Here is a 22,714-nt window from a genome sequence, read left to right on the forward strand (position 1 = left end):
TCTTGAATATCAATGAGATCAAGGAATTAGTCAGTCAATTCGATCAATCTACTTTAACTGAATTTGATTTAAGAGAAGGTCAATTTGAATTATATATGAATAAAAATGAATCTAGTCGTGGAATGGGAACAATGGCTCCAATGCCAGTAGCCACAGAAGCGCCTAGAGATACGGTAGTACCTCAAACACCAATCCAACAAACGCCAGTTAGTGAAGCACCTCAAGCATCTGTCGAAGCATCACAAGAAAGTTTCGAAGGTGTCGAGGTAAAATCACCGATTGTTGGGATCGTCTACTTACAACCTGCCCCTGATAAACCACAATTTAAGTCAGTGGGAGATAGTGTCAAAAAAGGTGAAGTGATTTGTATCATTGAAGCAATGAAATTGATGAATGAAATCACAAGCGAAGTCGATGGGAAAATCGTTGAGATTCTTGTTGAAAATGAAGCGGTTGTTGAATACGATCAACCACTATTTAGAATTCAACCAAATTAAGCAAAAGAGGAAAGAGGAGCAATATGAACATTCAAGAAATTAAAGAAATCATACCACATCGTTATCCGCTATTGCTGATTGATCGTGTCGAAGAAATGGTGGAAGGCGAACGAATCATTGCAAAGAAAAATGTGACGATCAACGAACCATTTTTCCAAGGTCACTTTCCAGAAGAACCTGTGATGCCAGGTGTCTTGATCGTTGAAGCGATGGCACAAGCAGGAGCAGTTGCGTTATTATCCTTGGAACAATTTAAAGGAAAGACTGCTTATTTTGGTGGTTTAGACAAAGCAAAATTCCGTCGAAAAGTCACTCCAGGGGATACACTGTATCTTGAAGTAGAAATTACGAAAATCAAATCTTCTGCTGGTATTGGTAAAGGAATTGCAAAAGTGGATGGCAAAAAAGTTGCTGAAGCTGAATTAACTTTTATGATTGGATAGGTGAGTTATGTTTTCAAAAGTTTTGATAGCTAATCGTGGCGAAATCGCCGTACGAATTATTCGCGCTTGTCGTGAGCTTGGTATTCAGACTGTTGCTGTTTACTCACAAGCAGATGCTGACGCATTGCATACTCAATTGGCAGATGAAGCAATTTGTATTGGTCCTGCAAAAGCGACGGACTCCTATTTGAATGTTCAAGCAGTTTTGAGTGCAGCCATCGTGACCAAAGCAGAAGCGATTCACCCAGGTTTTGGGTTCTTATCTGAAAATAGCCGTTTTGCTTCTATGTGTGAAGAATGTAATATTGCTTTTATTGGTCCAAAGAGTCGAACGATCGATGCGATGGGGAATAAAATCAATGCACGTCGCTTGATGCAAGAAGCCAATGTACCTGTTATTCCAGGAAGTGATGGCGTATTATCAACAGTTGAAGAAGCACTAACAGTAGCGGATAAGATTGGTTATCCGGTCATGCTTAAAGCTGCCGCTGGCGGTGGCGGAAAAGGGATTCGTAAAGTTTTATCAAAAGAAGAATTACCGCAACATTTTTCTTCTGCGCAGCAAGAAGCAGCAGCGGCTTTTGGAAATGATGAAATGTATTTAGAAAAAATCATTTATCCAGCAAGACATATTGAAGTACAGATCCTTGGTGATCATTATGGGCATGTCCTTCATTTAGGCGAACGAGATTGTTCTCTTCAACGAAATAATCAAAAAGTATTAGAAGAATCCCCTTCAGTGGTCATCTCTCAGAATAAAAGAGAAGAATTAGGAGCTGCGGCAGTTCGTGCAGCCAAAGCGGTTAATTATGAAAATGCTGGAACGATTGAATTTTTAATGGATGAAGCGGGAGAATTTTATTTCATGGAAATGAATACGCGGATCCAAGTCGAACATCCGGTAACTGAGATGGTTACAAACATTGACTTGGTAAAAAAACAAATTGAAATTGCTGCGGGGCAACCGTTGGAAATTAAACAAGAAGATGTGCGATTCTCTGGTCACGCCATTGAGTGTCGGATCAATGCAGAAAATCCAGCTTTTCATTTTGCACCATCACCTGGAACAATCAAAAACCTTTTGTTGCCAGCAGGAGGCATGGGTGTTCGAGTTGATAGTGCCGTTTATTCCGGCTATACGATTCCACCTTATTATGATTCAATGATCGCTAAGGTGATCGTTCATGCAGACACTCGCTTTGAGGCATTGATGAAAATGCAGCGAGCGTTAAGCGAAGTGGTTACCGATGGAGTGATCACGAACGCGGAGTTCCAAATGGATTTAATCAGTCATCCAGCAGTCATCGCAGGGGACTATAGTACCGCCTTTTTACAAGAAGATTTTTTACCGAACTGGACACCTGAAACAGAGATAGGAGAAGAGTAGATGGCTTTATTCAAAAAGAAAAAATACATTCGAATTAATCCTAATCGAGCAGAACAACCAACGAATGCGCCGTCTATTCCAGATAATATGTGGGCTAAATGCCCTAATTGTAAACACATCATTTATACAAAAGATATTGGTGATGAGAAGGTTTGCCCTCATTGTAGTTATAACTTTCGTATTGGTGCTTGGCAACGATTAGCATTGATCATCGATGAAAAAAGTTTAGAAGAATGGGACACGGATTTAGTAACAAAAGATCCCTTGAACTTCCCTGATTATCAAGAAAAGATCCAAACTATGCAAGAAAAAACAGGATTGCATGAAGCGGTATTGACAGGAAAAGCAACGATTCACGGTCTGCCATTTGCGATTGGTGTCATGGATTCTAATTTCATCATGGGCAGTATGGGAACCGTTGTAGGTGAGAAAATCACCCGTTTGTTTGAACGGGCTGAAAAAACTGGCTTACCCGTTGTCTTGTTCACTGCTTCTGGAGGAGCCAGAATGCAAGAAGGTATTTTTTCTTTGATGCAGATGGCAAAAATCTCAGCAGCTGTCAAACGTCATAGCAATGCCGGTTTGTTTTATCTAACAGTATTGACCGATCCAACTACAGGCGGCGTAACAGCGAGTTTTGCAATGGAAGGCGACGTGATCCTGGCTGAACCCCAAAGCTTGATTGGTTTTGCCGGTAGACGAGTGATCGAACAAACGATCAAACAAGAATTACCGGAAGATTTCCAAAAAGCAGAATTTCTACTTACCCATGGATTTGTTGATCAAATCGTTCCTAGAAAAGAACTAAAAGAAACGATCCATCATTTGTTGGAAATGCATACGCAGAAAGGTTGGATAAATCATGGATAAAACAGCACATGAGATCGTTCAACTGGCGCGTGAAAAGGATCGTTGGACGAGTCTTGATTTTTTTGAAGATATCTTTGAGGGGTTTCAAGAATTTCATGGCGATCGTTTATTTGGAGACGACGAAGCAGTCGTTGGTGGGGTTGCCAAATTAGATGGAAAACCTGTCACAGTTATTGGGATCCAAAAAGGACGAGACCTTCAAGAAAATATTCGCAGAAATTTTGGTTCACCTCATCCAGAAGGCTATCGTAAAGCACTTCGTCTGATGAAACAGGCAGAAAAATTCCATCGTCCTATTATCACACTGATTAATACTGCTGGTGCCTATTGTGGTGTCGGTGCAGAAGAACGTGGTGAAGGAGAAGCGATTGCCAGAAACCTATTAGAGATGTCTGATCTAAAAGTACCGATCATTGCAATCATCATCGGTGAAGGTGGAAGCGGAGGAGCATTGGCTCTTGGCTTAGCTGATGAAGTTTGGATGCTTGAACAGACGATTTATGCTGTCTTATCTCCTGAAGGTTTTGCATCGATTTTGTGGAAAGATGGTAGTCGAGCAGCTGAAGCGGCTGAATTAATGAAAGTTGCGGCAGCTGAATTATTAGAATTAGATGTCATCGATCGTGTGATACCGGAAACAGTAAATGGGCAAGCTTTAAGTAAAGAAAAAGTCAGTCGAATGTTACAAAAATCATTGATTGAAAAATTGACCGAACTATGTCAAACTTCCACTGAAGAGTTGCTTGAACGACGTTATCAAAGATTCCGTAAATTTTAAACAGTTATAAAGAATAAAACAAACAGTTATGCACCAAATTGAATGAATAAAGCAATCGACCTACCCACCGTTTCCTGTTAGATGACAGGAGTAGCTTTGGAGGTCGATTGCTTTTTGAGTTTTTCGACTCTTTGTCATTAAGGACTGATGAATGGTGTGAAATCAAATCTGGGTCAGAATGAATCTCATTCTGTCTCAGATTTTTTTGTTAGTTCACGTTGATAGTTTTTTTATTAACCTGTCTGCTTTTTTAAAAAACATTGGAATACAAGGATTGGAGATTATCCTCTATCATTCATCAGAGATTTTATAAATGGGAATGCGATAATCGCTCTGTTGAATATAATCATGTGTCTACCATTTGGTTGGCATGAATATGGGCTCTATAATTTTTCAAGGAGACTGGGACAGAACTTGTCTCAGTCTCATCTAGTATCTCTAAAAAACAAATAAACATGAGACAAAAGCAGCGTCTTCGGAAAATCTGCTGAAATTTACCAAAAATTTGAGAAGCACCAAGTAGGTAACAATCAACAGCAAAAAACTAGTTTTTGTGTTTCTTGTCCATTTTTGGGAATCTCTTCTTATTTCTTGATGCTAACTACTTTTGTCTCCACTTCCTTGTTTGATGTATTTAAATCTTTCTCCTGTCTAAAAGGTTGCAGGTTATTCTGCCACGTATGAACCTTTACATAAATCGTAACATGTAGATGAAAAATTTTTTCAGATGATAAGTAGTAGAGAAAGCTTGATTGATTTCCTCAATCAATGAAAAAAATACATACAACAAAACAGTTATGGTAAACGATCAAGATTCAAGAATATTAATTAGTTATATTGAGCGTTTACTCTTGATTAGAACAAGTAAAATAAAAGCTACAGGGGAGATGATCCATACGATTTTGTCAGCTTCGGTAACAAAATGGACATTGGAAAGAGATATCAATTGAAAACAGAGAAAACACCTAAAGCTGATGAAGTGGTATTGACGAGAAAGTAATGATCAAAAATAAGAGAAAAAAAGGAGTAAATATGAGTAAGAAAAAATTAACAGCAAAACGTAAAAAACAGCTATTAACGATGTTTGCGGTGGCTGGTGTGATGGGAAATGCTGGGATCGCACCAACGATGGCATTAGCGGATACTTTGTCACCAACAGCTGAAACTGCTACTGAACAAACACAGGCGAATGAAGCAAAAGAAGTCATCGATCAAACGATACAAAACGTCACAGAGCCGTTAGTAAACCCAACGGATTCAACCACTACAACTAGTGATTCATTAGCAACAACTGATGAAGCAACGGATGAAACAACGGATGACACCCAAGACCAAGCAACAGAACAAGAACAAGCAACAGCAGCGACTGCCGAAAGTGAAGGGGATGCAACTAATCCAACAGCTGAAGCGCCAAAAGTAGCGCAAAAAGCGAACGTGGCAGCAGCTTCTAAGATAACAGGCACGTGGGGTACCAGTCCGTATACTTTTGATGAAAATACAGGGGTATTGACGATCGGAGCAGGTGAGTTAAGTGGCTATAAAGAATCACCATGGAACAGTAAAAAAGTAGATGCTAAAGCAATCAAGAAAATTGTCTTGTCTGGAAAAGTAGTTGCTCCGGAAGATTCTAGACGCCTATTTTCTTATTCGTACCTTATAAATGTAACTGAAATCGAAGGATTGAGTCAACTGGATACCAGTAACGTAACAAATATGGAGTATATGTTTCACGGTATGCGCAGCGTAACAAGTCTAGATGTAAGTGGTTTTGATACCAGTAACGTAACAAATATGGATGCTATGTTTTACAGTATGAGCAACGTAACAAGTCTAGATGTAAGTGGCTTCGATACCAGTAAAGTAACAGAAATGGCGTTTATGTTTGACAGTATGAGTAGATTAACAAGTCTAGATTTAAATAGCTTTGATACCAGTAAAGTAACAGTTATGGATTCTATGTTTTTCGGTATGCAAAGTTTAACCAGTCTAGATATAAGTGGCTTTGATACCAGTAACGTAGCATATATGGGTGATATGTTTCGCCGTATGAGCAGTTTAACTAGTCTAGATTTAAGCAACTTTGACACTAGCAAAGTGACAGATATGGGTGGTATGTTTGCTGATACTCCACTTAAGAAATTAATTCTAGGAGATACCTTTAAATTTGTAGAATCAGGCTCCGAAAATGCAAAACTTACTTCTGCCTGGAAGCGAGCAGATGGTAAAGGGAAGGTTTATACAGCAGCAGATTTCATGAATAACTATGGCACCGGTGACTTGACTGCTGGCACGTACGTTTCTGCTACAGGATGGTGGGGTACCAGTCCGTATAATTTTGATGAAAACACAGGGACATTGACGATCGAAGCAGGTGAGTTAAGTGGCTATGAAAAATCACCATGGAACAGCGGAACAGTGGATTATGAAGCAATCAAAAAAATTGTCTTGTCTGGGAAAGTAGTGGCTCCAAAATATTCTGGCTATTTGTTTAGTTCAACTTACACTGGTAAGCAACTTAAGAATGTAACTGAAATCGAAGGGTTGAGTCAACTAGATACCAGTAACGTAACAGATATGCGTTGTATGTTTTCCGATATGCGTAGCGTAATAAATCTAGATGTAAGTGGGTTTGATACTAGTAACGTAACATCTATGAATTATATGTTTAAAAATATGAGTAGCATAACAAGCCTAGATGTAAGTGGGTTTGATACCAGTAATGTAACAGGTATGTATACGATGTTTCAAGGTTTAAGTCGTGTAACAAGTCTAGATTTAAGCAACTTTGACACTCACAAAGTGACAGATATGCGTGAGATGTTTGTTGATACTCCACTTAAGAAATTAATTCTAGGAGATACCTTTAAATTTGTAGAATCAGGCTCCGAAAATGCAAAACTTACTTCTGCCTGGAAGCGAGAAGATGGCACAGGGAAGGTTTATACAGCAGAAGATTTCATGAAAAACTATGGCACCGGTGATCTGACTGCTGGCACGTATGTTTCCGTTGAAACAGGCACGTGGGGCACTAGTCCGTATATGTTTGATGAAAATACAGGGGTATTGACGATCGAAGCAGGTGAATTAAGTAGCTCTGCAGAATCACCTTGGAACAGCGACAAAGTAGATAGTGAAGCCATCAAGAAAATTGTCTTGGCTGGAAAAGTAGTTGCTCCGGAAGATTCTGCCTACTTATTTAGTAGTGATCTTACCGGATCCAAGTATCTTAATAATTTAACTGAAATTGAAGGGTTAAATCAACTGGATACTAGTAACGTAACAAACATGAGCTATATGTTTAAAGAGATGAGTAACTTAACAAGTTTAGATGTAAGTAGCTTTGACACCAGCAAAGTAACAGATATGTCTTATATGTTTTATAGGAACGGCGTAACAAGTTTAGATGTAAGTGGCTTTGATACCAGTAAAGTCACAGTTATGAGTTATATGTTTCTGGGTATGAAAAACATAACAAATTTGGATGTAAATGGTTGGAATACTAGTAACGTGACAAGTATGCATGGTATGTTTTCCGGTATGAGTAGCGTAACAAGTCTAGATTTAAGTGGTTTTGATACTTGTAACGTAACAACTATGCGCGAGATGTTTAGAGAGATGGGGAACTTAACAAGCCTAGATCTAAGTGGCTTTGATACTAGTAATGTAACAGATATGAGTACAATGTTTTACGATATGGATAACTTAACAAGTCTAGATGTAAGTAGCTTTGACACTAGCAAAGTAACAACGATGGAAAGTATGTTTAAGAATACACCTCTTGCTAAATTAACACTAGGTGATCACTTTAAGGCGGTTGAAGACACTGGTTTATCAGCACCGAAAGCATTGAACGATGGAGATCAGCTGACAGGAAATTGGATTCGTGAAGATGGTCAGTCCAAAGGCTATTCACCTGCTGACTTTATGGCAAATTATGGCACTGGTGATTTAACGGCAGGAACTTATGTGGCAGAACTAGTGAAAAGTGAGTTGAAACCACAAGAATATCATGTAGGAGATGTCAATATTACTGGAACCTACACAGAGGATATGTCTCTCGGACGATTAACCGTTAATGGCAAAGTTGTCAGCTGGGGCGGTAGCTTCAAAGATGGTCAATTCAGCTATTATGTCGGTGCTGGCAAATTAAAAGTCGGCGACAAAGTCGTATTAGATGGCTACAACAAAGAGAAGGAACTGATAGATTCCAAAGAGATTGAAGTGATTTCCGAATCTTCAGGATCAATTGATCAGGTGGACACTTATAAGCTAGGTGATTCAACCATTACTGGAACTTATACGGGGGATATCCATAAAGGAAAACTAGTAGTGAATGGAGAAGTCGTTAGTTGGGGCGGAACCTATAGAGATGGCAAGTTTAGCTATTATGTGAACTCTCAAATCATCAAAGCAGGGGATCAAGCAACGATTCAAGGCTATGATAAATTTGATACACCACTAGGGGACCCACAACCAGTAACTATAGGAGAACAACTGGGTCAATTAACAGAAGCCCATCGTGTGGGAATCAGTACAGTGATCGAAGGAAGCTACACCGGCGATGTTTACCAAGGAATCTTATTGGTCAATGGCGAAAAAGTTAGTCAAGGCGATAGCTTCAAAGATGGCAAGTTCAGTTATTATGTAGGAAACCTTAAAGTATCAGAAGACGATCAGGTAGTCTTGATGGGTGCCAACAATCGAGGACAACAAATTCCAGGATCAGAGATTGATGTCACTATTCAAACACCAACAGCTGAAATCAACGAATTGACTTATAAACTTGGCACACAAACGATCAAAGGAGCCTATGATTCTGATACTCAAGTTCACCAAGGACACTTGTTTGTCAATGGTAAACTGATCAGTAAAGGTGGGAGCTTTAAGGATGGGGCAATCAGTTATTATGTGAAGCCAGATCTAATCAAAGCTGATGACCAAGTGACAATGAATTTCTATGATGGAAGTGGCAACTTATTGGCTGAAAACCAAACAGTTTCTGTAAACTAAGGAAAAATAAATTCATGTAAGTCTAAAAACTGGGGCATTGATTAGAAAAAATCTGATCAATGTCTCAGTTTTCTTGATTTAAGATACGCTCAAAATTAAAATAGGTTGAGCTAAATGATGAATACCGGAATGTGTACAGAGGTTTATATTTAGTAAAATAAGATCTGTTTAGAAATCATACGATGATTCTAAGATTATTTAGAATTAATCAGTTGCATAATTAGTTGGTCAAACAAGCTGATTGAGAATTACTTAGAATAGGAAACTTAGTTGAGCACAGAAGGGGTTGAAACAAACATGTTTAGTATCAAGTAATTCCGACTAATTTTCCGAAGATGCTGCTTTTGTCTCCGTTTCTTTTCTTTGGATAAGTGCAAGGTTCTACTAGCATTCCTATAGTGTGAATGAATTTTGCGCAAACAATCCAACTGCAGACTAGAATACACTCAGAGTGAACGGCGGTTAAAACGGACTAGATTCCCGCTGTTTTTGTTATCAAAATAAGGATTCTAATGTGAGTGTAGATAGGATCTAGAAGACAATAATCTAACTGATTTTAATCCTATTATCAGTAGAACAATGAAAAATACTAGTAATCAGACATGGAATTTGATTCCCAGATCTAATTGAACTCTGATAAATATTATTTGCACATAAAGAGTGTTTCGCATCAAGAAGTAGAATTTCCAAAATTTCCTTCTTGAATGTTTGATGACTTTTATCTTCTTGCGGGAGATTAACTAACCTTATCTGTGGTTACACCTGTAAAAGAGCTAAGATGACTTTTTCATTCTTAGCTCTTTTTCATTTTATTGAAAACTATTCTAAAATAATTATTCTTTTATTTGTTTTATATACAATATATTCGCCTTAAAATACATTTTTTTAAATAAATATACAAAAAATGCTTTTTTTTTGAAAGTTTCATGCTATAATTACTTCACTTAATACAAAAGTTTTAACGTAGGAGGAAAATGACATGAAAAAATTCTTTGGGATGTTAACGGTACTGTTTGCACTAGCGACTTTAGGTGCATGTGGCAGCAGCAATACGACTGCTCAAGGTCAGGAAAAGGATCAGTTAGCAGCGATTAAAAAAAGCGGGGTACTAAAAGTAGCTACGTCGGCTGATTACGCGCCGTTTGAGTTTCATACGATGGTTGACGGGAAAGATAAAATCGTAGGATCTGATATTGACTTAGCTAAAGCAATCGCAAAAGAACTAGGAGTAAAAGCTGAAGTATCAGATATGAATTTCAATACCGTTTTAGCTTCCTTAAAAGAAGGGAAAGCAGATCTCGCTATTTCTGCGATTTCTGCCACAGATGAAAGAAAACAACAATTTGACTTCACAGACAATTATTACAACCCACCACAAGTTGTGATCATCAACAAAAAAAATAAAGAAATCTATCGCAATGCGAATGACCTAAAAGATAAAAATGTAGGTGCTCAAAAGGGATCAATTCAAGAGGAATTAGTTAAGACGCAACTGAAAGGTGCGAAGCTTGTGACAATCGACAAAGTTCCCAACATGATCGTTGAAGTTAACCAAGGCTCATTAGCTGCGACAGTCGTTGAAAAAACGATCGCCGAATCATATATCGCCCAAAATCCTGATCTGATGATCGCTGATATTTCACTTGAGCCAGCTCCTGATGAAGCCTTTGCTATTGCGTTACCTAAAGAAAGCAGTGAATTACAAAAAGAATTAAACCAAATCATCAAAAAGTTGAATGACGAAGGAAAAATTGAGGAATTTATTCAAAAAAATAACGAATTAGCTGAAAAAACAGCGGCAGAATAGAGGTCAGTCAGAGTGGATTTTTCTTTTTTAGATAAATATTTTCCTTATTTTTTATCAGGTACAGGAATAACAATCATGATTTCGATCGTCACAGTGATCTTGGGAACGGGTATCGGTTTACTGATGGCGTTACTAAAATTGTCCAAAAAGAAACCGTTGAATGTTTTAGCTAATGTCTATATCGAAGTGTTACGAGGAACACCGATGCTTCTACAAATCATGATCGGCTTTTTATTGCTTCAAGGATTTTTTCCTTCAAAAGATCTAGAAGTAGGTGTTTTAACTGTTGATCTTGGCCGCCTGCTTCCAGGAATGATCGTGTTATCTTTAAATTCCGGTGCCTATGTGGCAGAGATCATCCGTGGGGGGATCCTGGCAGTGAACAACGGTCAAACAGAAGCCTCCTATTCATTAGGGTTGCGTCCAGCACAAACGATGCGTTACGTGATTTTACCACAAGCATTAAGAAATATTTTGCCTCCTTTAGGCAATGAATTTATTACGTTGATTAAAGATTCTTCCCTATTGACTGCGATCGGAATCAATGAACTGATGGGAGCGACGCAAATCGTCATATCCAATTCGTATGTTCCATTAGAGCCTTATTTTATAGCAGCAGCCGTTTATTTCATCATGACGTTTGCTACTTCTCGGTTACTAAATCGCTGGGAGAAAAAATTAGGTAAAGGATACCAAGGATGAAGGGTGAAAATAAATGGCCAAATCATTGATCAAAATTACACATTTAAATAAAAAATTCGGTGAACAGGAAGTACTGAAAGACGTTTCCGCTGAAATTTATCCAGGAGAAGTCGTGGTACTTTTAGGACCATCAGGCTCGGGAAAAAGCACTTTACTAAGATGCATCAACTTATTAGAGATACCAACTTCTGGTGAAATCAAATTTGAAGGAATGACAATTACCGACAAGCAAAATGATATTTTTAAAACAAGAGAAAAAATGGGAATGGTTTTCCAACAGTTTAATCTATTCCCTAATATGACGGTTTTAGAAAACATCACTTTGTCACCAATCAAAGTCAAAAAGCAATCAAAAGAAGAAGCAACAAAGATTGCTAGAGATCTGCTAAAGAAAGTAGGTCTGCTAGAAAAAGCCGATACTTATCCTCAGTCTTTATCTGGGGGGCAACAACAACGGGTCGCCATTGCGAGAGCTTTAGCCATGCAACCCGACGTCATGCTATTTGATGAGCCGACTTCAGCTCTTGATCCGGAAATGGTCGGAGAAGTGTTAGAAATCATGCTTCAATTAGCTCGTGAAGGGATGACTATGATCATTGTGACTCACGAAATAGGCTTTGCAAAAGAAGTCAGTGATCGAGTTCTATTTATGGATGGAGGAACCATTCTTGAAGAAGGTACACCGACGGCTATTTTTGAACAAACCAGTCATCCACGAACAGTCGCATTTTTATCCAAAATATTATAAAAGTCAGTAACATCCAAAGAATAAAAAATCGAATGAAAACTCTCGAAACAGTTTCTCGTGTTTGGAGAGTTTTTATTTTATCAGTGTAGTCAGACGGATGATTTCTTCTCTTTTAAAAGTGTTTGGTGACTTCGGTCTGTTCATCATTTCAGGTTAATAGTTGTTTATTCAGAAGGATTCAGGTGTAGAGGTAGTTTTTTTGGAAAGAATGAAGTATAATATAGGGCTGAGGAGTACATTTCGTGCTCCTTCATTTTTTGCAGATGAGGAGACAAAATGTTTTCAAAATATAAACCAACATGGATGGTCGATGCCATCTACAAGATAACCCCTGCACAATTAAAAAACTTAGGGATTAAAGCAGTTTTGACTGACTTGGACAATACGTTGATCGCTTGGAACAATCCTGATGGAACAGAGGAATTACTCGACTGGATCTTAGAAATGAGAAATGCTGGTATTCCAGTAGTGGTTGTTTCAAACAATAGCTCTGAACGAGTAGCACGAGCGATCGATAAATTTGAATTAACGTATGTTGCTCGGGCATTAAAACCTTTAGCCGTAGGAATGAATCGAGCAAAAAAAATGTTGAATCTTTCAGATGATGAAATTGTGATGATCGGTGACCAAATCATGACAGATATCCGAGCAGCTAATCGTTCGGGTATCAGAAGTATCTTGGTTAAACCAATTATTGAAACGGATAGTTGGAAAACACGATTCAATCGTTTTTGGGAACGCAAAATCATGGCCTATTTATTAGCACACAATCCTGATATGGGCTGGCGAGGTGGAATTGAATGAACGAAGAACTACAGTGTATTGGGTGTGGAGCAACGATCCAAACCGACCATCCTAATGAATTAGGGTATACACCAAAAGCAGCATTAGAAAAAGGACTAGAATCAGGTGAGGTCTATTGCCAACGTTGTTTCCGGTTAAGACATTATAATGAGATCCAAGATGTTTCACTGACAGATGATGATTTTTTGCGCCTGCTGAATGAACTAGGACAAGAAGATGCCTTGATCGTCAATGTTGTCGATATCTTTGATTTTAATGGTTCTTTGATCCCTGGACTACATCGCTTTGTAGGTAATAACCCGGTGCTCTTGGTCGGAAACAAAGTGGATATTTTACCTAAATCACTGAAGAAACCAAAAATGATCCAATGGATGAAAGAGCGTGCACATGAAGCTGGATTGCGTCCGGTTGAAGTATTATTGACAAGCGCAAAAAAAGCGAATGAAATGGAAAATCTACTCAAAAAGATCGAAGAGTATCGTGAAGGTCGTGACGTCTATATCGTTGGTGTGACAAATGTCGGTAAATCGACATTGATCAATCAAATCATCAAGAACACAGCAGGTGTCAAAGATGTTATTACGACTTCTCAATTTCCAGGGACAACTTTAGATAAGATCGAGATTCCTTTAGATGATGGTCACTTCTTGATTGATACTCCTGGGATTATCCATCGACATCAAATGGCGCATTATCTTGGAAAAAAAGATTTAAGGATCATTGCACCAACGAAAGAAATCAAGCCTAAAGGATACCAATTGAATGAAGGACAGACACTCTTTCTCGGCGGTTTAGCAAGGTTTGATTTTATCAGTGGGCAACGCGGTTCATTTATTGCTTATGTTTCAAATGATGTCACTATTCATCGAACGAAATTAGCAAAAGCCGATGAATTTTATGTGAAACACGTCGGTGGATTATTACAACCACCTCGTCCCGATGAAGTAAATGAATTTCCCGAATTGGTTCGTTTTGAATTTTCGGTAAAAGAAAAAACAGATATCGTATTTGCTGGCTTAGGATGGATCACAGTGACACAACCGGCAGTCGTAGCAGGTTGGGCGCCAAAAGGTGTGAATGTGATGAAACGAAAGGCCTTGATTTAAGGAAGAAGGAAGAATATGACTTTAAGAGGAAAACAAAAAAGATTTTTACGAAGCCAGGCACACCACTTACAACCGATTTTTCAAATTGGTAAAGGTGGAATCAATTCTGCCATGATGGTTCAGATTGAAGAAGCGCTGGAAAAACGTGAGTTAATCAAAGTAACGTTATTACAAAATACCGATGAGATTCCTGAAGAGGTAGCTGGTATTTTAGAAGAAACAGTCAGATGTCAAGTTGTTCAAATCATTGGACGAGTTCTTGTATTATATAAACCCTCTTCAAAGGAAAAATATCAACGTATCTCTAAAGAAGTAAACGCAATTTAAGGAGTGGTTAATATGAAATCGCAAGCGGAAGCTTTTGTCGAATCTCAAGTATTTCCTCAAGAGATGCCTCAAATTTTTGAAAAACGCAAACAGGTGGGGATTTTAGGTGGTACTTTTAATCCAGTTCACCTGGCACACTTGGTTATGGCAGAACAGGCAGGAAAAAATTTAGGGTTGGATAAGGTCTATTTAATGCCTTCTTATCAACCACCACATGTGGATGAAAAAACGACAATCGCTGCCAATCATCGCTTAAACATGCTTGAACTTGCGATAGCAGATAATCCTTTTTTAGCTATTGAACCGATCGAGTTATCTCGAAAAGGCAAAAGCTATACTTATGATACGATGAAAGCTCTGACACAAAACAACCCTAATACCGATTACTATTTTATTATCGGTGGCGACATGGTAGAATATCTACCAAAATGGTATAAAATCGATGAACTAGTGACAATGGTCAATTTTGTTGGTATTCGTCGAGCAGGTTACTCAACCGAAACGCCTTACCCAGTGATTTGGGTCGATGTGCCAACCATTGATATCAGCTCAACTAAAATACGGCAGAAGATCCAGCAAGGTTGTTCCGTTCGTTATCTAGTACCTGATAAGGTCATTGAGTATATCGAGAAAGAAGGGCTATATCAAGATGGACTATAGTAATAAATACACAACTTACTCAAGAGAAGAGTTGATGCAAAAAGTCCAAATGCGAATGAGTGAACGACGTTTCAAGCATGTTCTTGGGGTGGAAGAGACGGCGATTGCCCTTGCCGGCAAATACGGCTGTTCATTAGAAAAAGCTAGTATTGCTGCTTTGACACATGATTATGCGAAAGAACGGCCTGATGATGAATTTATTTTAGTTATCAAGCGAGATGGCTATGACCCAGCGCTTCTTCATTATGGAAATGCGATTTGGCATGGTTTAGTTGGCGCCTCTTTTGTTGAAAGAGAGCTTGGTATCACAGATGAAGAGATCCTTCATGCCATTCGGGTTCATACCACTGGTGCGGCTGAAATGTCTTTATTAGATAAAATCATCTATGTAGCAGATTATATTGAACCTGGTCGCTCGTTTCCTGGAGTCCAAGATGCGCGTGAAATAGCGTTGCTTGATTTAGACGAAGCGGTAGCTTTTGAGACAAAGCACACATTAGCTCACTTGATTGAACAAGAACAACAGATTTATCCAAAAACAATTGAAACATATAATCATTGGGTAGCTAAAAAATAATCTCTACCCATTAGGAGGAAATTACTATAAATAGCAAAGAACAACTACAAATTGCAGTGCAAGCTGCCGATTCAAAACGTGCAGAAGATATCGTTGCTTTAGATGTGAGAGAAGTATCTTTACTAGCAGATTACTTCATGATTTGTTCGGCAAACAGTGAACGACAACTAAATGCAATTACAGAAGAAATCATTGAAAAAGAAGAAGAAAACAATTACGAAGTAAAACGTATCGAAGGAAAAGAAGGCGGAAAATGGATCCTGATCGACTTAGGAGATCTGATCATCCATGTTTTCCATGCGCCAGAAAGAAGTTTCTATAATTTAGAAAAATTATGGTCAGATGCACCACTTGTTGACCTAAATGAATGGATCGATTAATATGGCTTACGAAACATTTGCTTTCGTTTATGATGAGGTAATGGATGAAACCTTATATCAACAATGGTTAGATTTCTCAAAACGACACTTACCAAGTGAAACATGTAATATTTTAGAATTAGCTTGCGGAACAGGTGCTCTAGCTGTTGCCTTTGCTAAAGCTGGGTACCATGTCACAGGGTTAGATCTTTCAGAAGAGATGTTGATGATTGCTAGCCAACGTGCGTTTGAAGAGGAAACACCAATCCAATTTGTTGAAGGAAACATGCTTGATCTGTCAGAAATTGGTCAATACCAAGCAATCACTTGTTTCTCAGATTCTTTGTGCTATATGAAGAATGAACAAGAAGTGCAGCAAGTATTTGACGAAGTGTATCAAGCGTTGGAAGAAAATGGACGTTTTATATTCGATGTTCATTCTATCTATCAAATCGACACGGTTTTTCCTGAATACAGTTACCATTATCAAAATGATCAGTTTGCCTTTTTATGGGATAGCTACCCAGGTAAGGAAAAGCATAGTATTGAACATTTCTTGACTTTCTTCGTGGAAGATCCCGAAGAAGCAGGTAAGTTCATTCGAGAAGACGAACTGCATCAAGAGCAAACTTATTCTTTGGATAATTATTTAAGAATGTTAGAAAACAGTGGCTTTTCTAAGGTAGAAGCATTTGGTGATTTCACCGACGAACAACCAAAGGAAGATACAAAACGTCTCTTTTTTGTGGCATATAAGGAATAGGACACGAAAAAAGTCTTTTGTTGAATACGAAACATTACCTTATCGCGAGGTGTAATCGCAAAAAAAAAACTGTCGTGAATCGCGTTGTTTCAGATAGTATTATAATAGTATAAAAGTAACGAATAATGGCCAAGACGAGTAAATCATCAACAAAGTCTGCGCCAAATAGTGACGTTTTTCTGCTAAAAAACGAAAAAAATACTTTAGAAATATCTTGATGAAAAATAAGCTGAAGCGTCATTTAAAAAGCAGGAGAAACGATTTTTCGATTTCTCCTGCTTATTTTTTTACAGTAAAAAACCGAATCGATCATTTTTGGATTGACCGAAAGAATGAACTGTTTGTTTTATTCCTATTAAGAAAAGGAGGAAATGTGATGAAAATTTGTGGCATTATTGTTGAGTATAATCCTTTCCATAATGGGCATCGCTACCATGCGGAAATGGCTCGTGAACAAACGGGCGCAGATATCGTGATAGCAGTGATGAGTGGAAATTTTTTACAGCGTGGTGAGCCTGCAATTATCGACAAATGGTCCAGAGCAACTGCTGCCCTCCAAAACGGAGTGGATTTGGTCATTGAACTACCAATAGAATGGTCTGTGCAATCAGCAGATTACTTTGCCAAAGGAGCTGTGCGATTATTACAGATGCTCGGCTGTACACATCTTTGTTTTGGTACAGAAGAAGAGTCGACATTTAATTACGAAGCTTTTGGGAAATTTGTACAGCAAAACCAATTAAGGATTGACCGTGAATTTCAACGTTTATCTGATCAAGGAATGAGCTATCCGCAGAAGATGACAGCAGTGTTCAACACACTTTATCCAGAAATCGCTCTCGATTTTTCTTCTCCTAATCACATTTTAGGGTTAAGCTATGCGAAAGAAAATGCCCAGTATGCCCAGCCAATGAAATTAGTACCGATTACCAGAAAAAGTGCTGGTTATCACGATGAAGAATGGAGCAGTTCCTCCATCGCAAGTGCGACCGCTATTCGCAAAGCGCTCAGTGAACAACGCTCCGTAACGAATTTTATACCTGCTGCCACCGCAGCGATGATCGAAGCAGGTTCGCAACAAACATGGGCGAATTACTGGCCCTTGTTACGTTATCGTTTGCTTTCTACGGAGCTAGCCAATTTGAAAACTATCTATCAGATGACGGAAGGACTTGAAGTGAGAATGCAATCGGCTGCGAAGAAAGCCACTTCTTTCGAGGAATTTGTCACTTTAGTCAAGACGAAAAGATATACTTGGACGAGAATCCAACGTTTAGCTTGTTACGTATTATTGAACATCCATCATGAGGAAATCCATGACCAACAAGCTAAATGTTACTTGAATATTTTAGGATTTACCAAGGCAGGACAACAGTTTTTAAAAGAAAAGAAAGAGATACCCTTGATCTCAAAAATCGGCAAAAAAGAAGCAGAATTGGCACACCTTTTGGTTCGGAGTGATCAAATCTATCAACTCGGTGGGGCGATACCTGAACAAAATTTTGGAAGAAGACCTTATGTTTCGAAATAAACCTGGTTGGTGGGAATAAAGTGAAATGACTAATCTGAATGAAAGTTTAGTTCAATATTTTGAATATGTCGCTTTGTAAAAAATTCTTTGTCTAGCTTGTTGAGTAGCTATTCCAAGAGACGACTATAATCGATCATAAAAGGAAACACCTCCCTAAAAAATGACTAGATTTAGAAAAAATACTTCACAGAATCCAGATTCACAAGTATAATGGAACAGGACGTTTTTGTGCTTAACCACTATCAGAAATGAACGATCAAAATTAGAAAGCGAAGTGAGAATATGGGACGTAAATGGGCAAACATCGTAGCGAAAAAAACCGCAAAAGATGCAAATAATAGCCGAGTTTATGCAAAATTCGGGATTGAAATCTATGCAGCAGCAAAATCAGGTGATCCAGACCCACACGCTAACCAAAAACTACGTTTCGTCATTGAACGCGCGAAAACTTATAATGTACCTAAACATATTATTGACCGTGCAATTGAAAAAGCAAAAGGTGCGGGAGATGAAACTTATTCTGAATTACGTTATGAGGGATTCGGACCAAATGGCTCAATGGTCATCGTTGATACCTTAACAAACAACGTGAACCGTACAGCTGCTGATGTACGTGCTGCTTTTGGTAAAAACGGCGGAAATATGGGTGTTTCTGGAGCTGTTTCTTACATGTTCGACAATACAGCGATTTTTGGTTTTGCCGGCGATGATGCAGATGAGATCCTTGAATATTTGATGGATAAAGAGATTGATGTACGTGATGTCATGGAAGAAGATGGACAAATCATCGTTTATGGTGAAGTTGCTGACTTCCACAGTATCCAAGAAGCATTGAAAGAAAAAGGAATCACTGATTTTTCAATTGCTGAGATCCAAATGATTCCTCAAAATGAAGTGACACTTTCACCAGAAGACCAAGAAACATTTGAAAAAATGATTGATGCGTTGGAAGAATTGGAAGATGTTCAACATGTTTTCCATAATGTAGCATTGGAAGACTAAACGATAAAAACGAATGAAGGTTGTGAAAGCATCGGATAGCTTCCGACTTGCGATTTATCCGTTTTTCGTTTTTACACCTGCTAATAGTCTGGGACGATTCGTCTCTCAGACTATTTTTTTACGCTTAAGAGAAGATCATTCGTTCTGAAAAAACAGTAGTTTATGACGAATCAATGATTTTATCTTTTTTTCGTATGTTTTATTTTTTATTCTGTTTCGTCCTGTGTTATTATTGATATAGACGTATTATTGGAAAAATGATACATAGGAATGTGGATGTAGGCGGGGAAATTTTATGGAAGCAAAAATTAGTTTAGAGCCTTTTGAACGTATTTTAAGCGGTTACCAAAAGATCGAAGAGTTAGCTGTGAATATCACAGACTGTTCAAAATTAGCAAAAAAATATGCCCATTATGGTGTAGAAGGTTATCGTTTAGGAAATTACGTAGGTACTGGTTACCTTAATCGCTATTTGGAATGTATGGTTGATCGCGTCCCCATGTTGATTTACAAAAGAAATTATTTAATCCCTTTACTTTTTAGACGTTCAGATTCAACCTTTCGATTATTTGAAGAAAATTATCGTATGGAAGCTTTCTTTCGTTTGTTAGAATGGAGCTTAAAACATCAACCAACAAAAATCTTAATTGAAAAAAATGAAAAATATGATTCTAAAAAAGTAAAAGTGATCGACAGTGCTTATCTAGCTTTTCGTTTATCAGAAATCCTTGATAGTGGAGGCTATCCGATCAGTAACTTCCGATCAATCGAACAGTTTATTGATTGGAATCGAATTTATCGGCTGATAGATAACGGGGGGATTGGGCGTCATAGTAAAGTCTTTGATCCTGAGTATCCTGAAAATATAGAAGAATTGCGAATGATTATTTCATTAGTTAAATTAAAGTATCCAGATACTGAATCATTTGTTTAAAAGGCGAGGTTGTGACTAAGTGGTTAGCTTCTTATTCTTGAAGCTACTTCTTTAACACCGTTTATTAAGAATAAAGGGCTGTGACAAAAATTTTGTCACAACCCTTTATTTTTATATATTGATAGTGGTATATAATGCTGGGTCCATGGATTCAATCAAAGGACTTTCAGATTCAGAAGTAACTAAAAAGAGTTCGTGCATGGCTCTTGTACACATGGTGTAAAGAACTAATTGATCTTGGTTAGTGGCAAAGTTTGTATCATCGATGCCCCATAAGAAAACGCGATCAAACTCGAGCCCTTTTGCCAAGAATGCTGGTAGTAGGACGATTTGTCGTTTCATAAAATCTGTTTCATCAGAAATCAATTGGATATGATCTTTTAAGTATTCGGGCAACTGTTCATAGAGTTGTTCACACTCAGTCTGTGTTTTACCAATGATTGCGGTACGCCAGTAACGGGTATTTTCTTGAGTCGTTTCAAGCGTAGTTTTTAACCAATTTAATCGTTCTTCTAAGGAGGAACCTTTCACGATAGAAGGAAGCGTACCTTTGCGAGCCGTCGTTTCTACTTGATTTTCCTCAGTAAGAAAATGATTCGCAAAATCCGTGATCTCTTTTGTTGAACGATAGCTGGTCGTTAACTGGAAGTGTGTGATTTCTTGGTCTTTAAATAGTTGATCCAAAGAGCCAGTAATCGTTTCATTGCCGAAAACATTTTGATTTAGATCACCACAAAAAGTGAGATTAGCTTTTGGATAGATCGCTTGTAAAAGTGCTACCTGAGCGGGAGCGAAATCTTGCATTTCATCGATAAAGATATAGCGAGCTTTTTGCATCACAGACACTGGATGGATGCGACGCATCAGCAAGAAGAATAATACTGCATCTTCTTGTCGTAGTTCTCGTTGACGAAGCTTCTCTTTTAATAAGGCTGAATGATCGTTCCACATCGTTGCGCTAATGTCATTTTTAGCCAACAGCGCCTGAGGTACGGTTTGTAAAAAGTGAAGGTATTGTTTGGTCAAATTGACAAATTGAAACTGATTGATACCGCGGTAGATTCGACGGAATCTTTTCTTCACGATTTGATTCGCTAGTTTTTTCCGTAAAGACTGTTCTTTTTGCTCCGTATACTCAAGGTTCGGATCATTCGCATATAAGTCTTGCAATTGTTCTTCTGCTAATTCTTTGACCCATTTTTGACGCATCTCATCTTTTTGGAGTCCACCCAATTTTTTTAATAATTTTGTTTGCAACAAGGAGAGACGTTGATGTAACGGTAAGAGTTCATTGGTTTCTTGATACCATTTGCGGATCGATTCTTTTGCTAAAATCGTCCGACCGTTAATTTTCATATCTCTAAACAAGGGACCAAAACCAGTAATATGATCGATATAACGATCAATCTGATGGATTAGTTGAAGACCGCTTTTGAAGGTTTGGATCGGGTCCTTGTCTCCAGATAAAAAACCAACTTCTTGTTGCTCTTCTTCTAACAATGAAAATTCAGGTAATAACTGTTCCAAATAAGACTTGAAGGTTTGCGTAGGTACACCACTTTCACCTAAAGAAGGCAAAACAGTCGAAATATAGTCAGAGAAAAGATGATTAGGAGAAAAAAGTAAAACGTTCTCGGCATCTAACCATTTTCGATTGTGATAAAGTAAAAAGGCGATCCGTTGTAATAAAGCAGATGTTTTTCCACTACCAGCGATTCCTTCGATCAACATCACTTGACTTGTTGTATCACGAATAATGGCATTTTGGGCTTTTTGGATCGTAGAGACGATATTTTTCATATGCGCACTTGAGGCATCGTCTAGGATCTCTAGTAAGAAATCATCGTTGATCACTTCAGAAGTATCCACCATCGAAATAATTTTTCCATCTAAGATTTTAAACTGACGTTTCAGCAGTAATTCAACATTGATTTTTTCAGTATCTGTTTCATAGAAGGCTGGTCCAATTTCCCCTTCGTAATAAAGGTTAGCAATTGGGGCACGCCAGTCGATTACGATTGTTTCTTCAGAGAGATCTCTTAAAGAAGCGATTCCTAGATAAAGTGTCTCTGCGTCTGTTTCTTCTTTAAAATCGATTCGGGCAAAGTAAGGGTTGTCTTCCATAACTGTTAACGTTTGGAGCCTTTTTTGCTGCGATTCAAGCGTATGGTATTTTAAAAGCAATTCTTGCTCATGTTGGCGGTATTCGACAGCTGATTCATAAAAGGATTCATTAGACCCACCTCTGATTTTATGGCTGGCGGTGTCTTTCGTAGAATCTTGCATCTCTTGGGTAAGAGATTGTTGTTTAGTGTTTAATAGCTTTTGTTCAAGCTGGATCAACTGAATGGTTTCATCCACGTGTTGTTGTTCTAGTTGTCTTTCATTCATTGCGTATATTACTCCTTC

The 22,714-nt window shown here is 38.2% G+C and carries 21 protein-coding genes; 20 read left to right on the forward strand and 1 reads right to left on the reverse strand.

What is annotated here, in order from left to right:
• Window positions 1–2: 2 nt before the first annotated feature.
• The 20 genes from accB to IGL28_RS04400 all read left to right on the forward strand — a co-directional run bounded on the left by accB (window position 3) and on the right by IGL28_RS04400 (window position 20,305).
• Entirely contained in the window at window positions 3–497 is a 495-nt protein-coding gene (gene accB / locus IGL28_RS04305) for an acetyl-CoA carboxylase biotin carboxyl carrier protein (RefSeq protein WP_010738136.1), read from the forward strand.
• 23 nt (window positions 498–520) lie between these two features.
• Window positions 521–940 carry a 3-hydroxyacyl-ACP dehydratase FabZ gene (gene fabZ / locus IGL28_RS04310; RefSeq protein ID WP_010719672.1) on the forward strand — a complete coding sequence of 140 codons (420 nt, stop codon included), beginning with the start codon at window positions 521–523 and terminating at the stop codon, window positions 938–940.
• A gap of 7 nt (window positions 941–947) precedes the next feature.
• On the forward strand, window positions 948–2,327 hold the full coding sequence (locus IGL28_RS04315) for an acetyl-CoA carboxylase biotin carboxylase subunit (RefSeq protein ID WP_010738135.1): 1,380 nt from the start codon (window positions 948–950) through the stop codon (window positions 2,325–2,327).
• Window positions 2,328–3,197, forward strand: a complete 870-nt coding sequence (accD, locus tag IGL28_RS04320; RefSeq protein WP_081128634.1) for an acetyl-CoA carboxylase, carboxyltransferase subunit beta — start codon at window positions 2,328–2,330, stop codon at window positions 3,195–3,197.
• A complete protein-coding gene (locus IGL28_RS04325; RefSeq protein WP_010738133.1) occupies window positions 3,190–3,975 on the forward strand; it encodes an acetyl-CoA carboxylase carboxyl transferase subunit alpha in 786 nt (261 codons plus the stop codon). Before accD ends, IGL28_RS04325 begins: the two co-directional genes overlap by 8 nt.
• Window positions 3,976–4,727: 752 nt before the next feature.
• Entirely contained in the window at window positions 4,728–4,925 is a 198-nt protein-coding gene (locus tag IGL28_RS04330) for a hypothetical protein (RefSeq protein WP_014834757.1), read from the forward strand.
• Window positions 4,926–5,007: 82 nt separating this feature from the next.
• On the forward strand, window positions 5,008–8,985 hold the full coding sequence (locus IGL28_RS04335; RefSeq protein ID WP_081128636.1) for a BspA family leucine-rich repeat surface protein: 3,978 nt from the start codon (window positions 5,008–5,010) through the stop codon (window positions 8,983–8,985).
• 979 nt (window positions 8,986–9,964) lie between these two features.
• Window positions 9,965–10,792 carry a transporter substrate-binding domain-containing protein gene (locus IGL28_RS04340; protein ID WP_081128638.1) on the forward strand — a complete coding sequence of 276 codons (828 nt, stop codon included), beginning with the start codon at window positions 9,965–9,967 and terminating at the stop codon, window positions 10,790–10,792.
• A 12-nt stretch (window positions 10,793–10,804) separates the two neighbouring features.
• Window positions 10,805–11,494: an amino acid ABC transporter permease gene (locus IGL28_RS04345; protein ID WP_438843898.1), complete on the forward strand. Its 690-nt coding sequence runs from the start codon at window positions 10,805–10,807 to the stop codon at window positions 11,492–11,494.
• A 13-nt stretch (window positions 11,495–11,507) separates the two neighbouring features.
• Window positions 11,508–12,242 carry an amino acid ABC transporter ATP-binding protein gene (locus IGL28_RS04350; RefSeq protein ID WP_010738129.1) on the forward strand — a complete coding sequence of 245 codons (735 nt, stop codon included), beginning with the start codon at window positions 11,508–11,510 and terminating at the stop codon, window positions 12,240–12,242.
• Window positions 12,243–12,518: 276 nt separating this feature from the next.
• Window positions 12,519–13,046 carry a YqeG family HAD IIIA-type phosphatase gene (locus IGL28_RS04355; RefSeq protein ID WP_010719662.1) on the forward strand — a complete coding sequence of 176 codons (528 nt, stop codon included), beginning with the start codon at window positions 12,519–12,521 and terminating at the stop codon, window positions 13,044–13,046.
• Window positions 13,043–14,152, forward strand: coding sequence for a ribosome biogenesis GTPase YqeH (gene yqeH, locus IGL28_RS04360; RefSeq protein WP_010738128.1), 1,110 nt, complete (start codon window positions 13,043–13,045; stop codon window positions 14,150–14,152). The genes IGL28_RS04355 and yqeH overlap by 4 nt, the downstream gene beginning before the upstream one ends.
• Window positions 14,153–14,167: 15 nt before the next feature.
• Window positions 14,168–14,479, forward strand: coding sequence for a ribosome assembly RNA-binding protein YhbY (gene yhbY, locus IGL28_RS04365; RefSeq protein ID WP_010719660.1), 312 nt, complete (start codon window positions 14,168–14,170; stop codon window positions 14,477–14,479).
• Window positions 14,480–14,491: 12 nt separating this feature from the next.
• Window positions 14,492–15,139 (forward strand): nicotinate-nucleotide adenylyltransferase, encoded by a 648-nt coding sequence (locus tag IGL28_RS04370; RefSeq protein ID WP_081128640.1) that lies wholly within the window; start codon window positions 14,492–14,494, stop codon window positions 15,137–15,139.
• The gene (yqeK, locus tag IGL28_RS04375; protein WP_010719658.1) at window positions 15,129–15,716 is read left to right on the forward strand and encodes a bis(5'-nucleosyl)-tetraphosphatase (symmetrical) YqeK; all 588 of its coding nucleotides are present in this window, start codon (window positions 15,129–15,131) and stop codon (window positions 15,714–15,716) included. The genes IGL28_RS04370 and yqeK overlap by 11 nt, the downstream gene beginning before the upstream one ends.
• Window positions 15,717–15,772: 56 nt before the next feature.
• Entirely contained in the window at window positions 15,773–16,096 is a 324-nt protein-coding gene (gene rsfS, locus IGL28_RS04380; protein ID WP_010719657.1) for a ribosome silencing factor, read from the forward strand.
• A 1-nt stretch (window position 16,097) separates the two neighbouring features.
• Complete coding sequence (locus tag IGL28_RS04385; RefSeq protein ID WP_010719656.1) at window positions 16,098–16,838, forward strand: class I SAM-dependent DNA methyltransferase; 741 nt, start codon at window positions 16,098–16,100, stop codon at window positions 16,836–16,838.
• Between the two features lie 376 nt (window positions 16,839–17,214).
• Window positions 17,215–18,369, forward strand: coding sequence for a nucleotidyltransferase (locus IGL28_RS04390; protein ID WP_010738126.1), 1,155 nt, complete (start codon window positions 17,215–17,217; stop codon window positions 18,367–18,369).
• 282 nt (window positions 18,370–18,651) lie between these two features.
• A complete protein-coding gene (locus IGL28_RS04395) occupies window positions 18,652–19,371 on the forward strand; it encodes a YebC/PmpR family DNA-binding transcriptional regulator (RefSeq protein ID WP_010719654.1) in 720 nt (239 codons plus the stop codon).
• A 295-nt stretch (window positions 19,372–19,666) separates the two neighbouring features.
• Window positions 19,667–20,305, forward strand: coding sequence for a hypothetical protein (locus IGL28_RS04400; protein ID WP_010719653.1), 639 nt, complete (start codon window positions 19,667–19,669; stop codon window positions 20,303–20,305).
• Between the two features lie 111 nt (window positions 20,306–20,416).
• Here IGL28_RS04400 and helD read toward each other — a convergent pair whose 3' ends face one another.
• Window positions 20,417–22,696 (reverse strand): RNA polymerase recycling motor HelD, encoded by a 2,280-nt coding sequence (gene helD, locus IGL28_RS04405; RefSeq protein WP_081128642.1) that lies wholly within the window; start codon window positions 22,694–22,696, stop codon window positions 20,417–20,419.
• Between the last annotated feature and the right edge of the window lie 18 nt (window positions 22,697–22,714).

Source organism: Enterococcus sp. AZ077 (genome assembly GCF_051714965.1).
Lineage (GTDB): Bacteria > Bacillota > Bacilli > Lactobacillales > Enterococcaceae > Enterococcus_B > Enterococcus_B hirae.

Excerpts from the sequence above, each read along its gene's own strand:
- yqeH (WP_010738128.1), top strand. The coding sequence starts at position 13,043 with ATGAACGAAGAACTACAGTGTATTGGGTGTGGAGCAACGATCCAAACC.
- yqeK (WP_010719658.1), top strand. The coding sequence starts at position 15,129 with ATGGACTATAGTAATAAATACACAACTTACTCAAGAGAAGAGTTGATG.
- IGL28_RS04400 (WP_010719653.1), top strand. The coding sequence starts at position 19,667 with ATGGAAGCAAAAATTAGTTTAGAGCCTTTTGAACGTATTTTAAGCGGT.
- IGL28_RS04350 (WP_010738129.1), top strand. The coding sequence starts at position 11,508 with ATGGCCAAATCATTGATCAAAATTACACATTTAAATAAAAAATTCGGT.
- IGL28_RS04315 (WP_010738135.1), top strand. The coding sequence starts at position 948 with ATGTTTTCAAAAGTTTTGATAGCTAATCGTGGCGAAATCGCCGTACGA.
- accD (WP_081128634.1), top strand. The coding sequence starts at position 2,328 with ATGGCTTTATTCAAAAAGAAAAAATACATTCGAATTAATCCTAATCGA.
- IGL28_RS04395 (WP_010719654.1), top strand. The coding sequence starts at position 18,652 with ATGGGACGTAAATGGGCAAACATCGTAGCGAAAAAAACCGCAAAAGAT.
- IGL28_RS04370 (WP_081128640.1), top strand. The coding sequence starts at position 14,492 with ATGAAATCGCAAGCGGAAGCTTTTGTCGAATCTCAAGTATTTCCTCAA.
- helD (WP_081128642.1), bottom strand. The coding sequence starts at position 22,696 with ATGAATGAAAGACAACTAGAACAACAACACGTGGATGAAACCATTCAG.
- IGL28_RS04335 (WP_081128636.1), top strand. The coding sequence starts at position 5,008 with ATGAGTAAGAAAAAATTAACAGCAAAACGTAAAAAACAGCTATTAACG.
- yhbY (WP_010719660.1), top strand. The coding sequence starts at position 14,168 with ATGACTTTAAGAGGAAAACAAAAAAGATTTTTACGAAGCCAGGCACAC.
- IGL28_RS04390 (WP_010738126.1), top strand. The coding sequence starts at position 17,215 with ATGAAAATTTGTGGCATTATTGTTGAGTATAATCCTTTCCATAATGGG.
- IGL28_RS04355 (WP_010719662.1), top strand. The coding sequence starts at position 12,519 with ATGTTTTCAAAATATAAACCAACATGGATGGTCGATGCCATCTACAAG.
- IGL28_RS04325 (WP_010738133.1), top strand. The coding sequence starts at position 3,190 with ATGGATAAAACAGCACATGAGATCGTTCAACTGGCGCGTGAAAAGGAT.
- IGL28_RS04385 (WP_010719656.1), top strand. The coding sequence starts at position 16,098 with ATGGCTTACGAAACATTTGCTTTCGTTTATGATGAGGTAATGGATGAA.
- IGL28_RS04340 (WP_081128638.1), top strand. The coding sequence starts at position 9,965 with ATGAAAAAATTCTTTGGGATGTTAACGGTACTGTTTGCACTAGCGACT.
- fabZ (WP_010719672.1), top strand. The coding sequence starts at position 521 with ATGAACATTCAAGAAATTAAAGAAATCATACCACATCGTTATCCGCTA.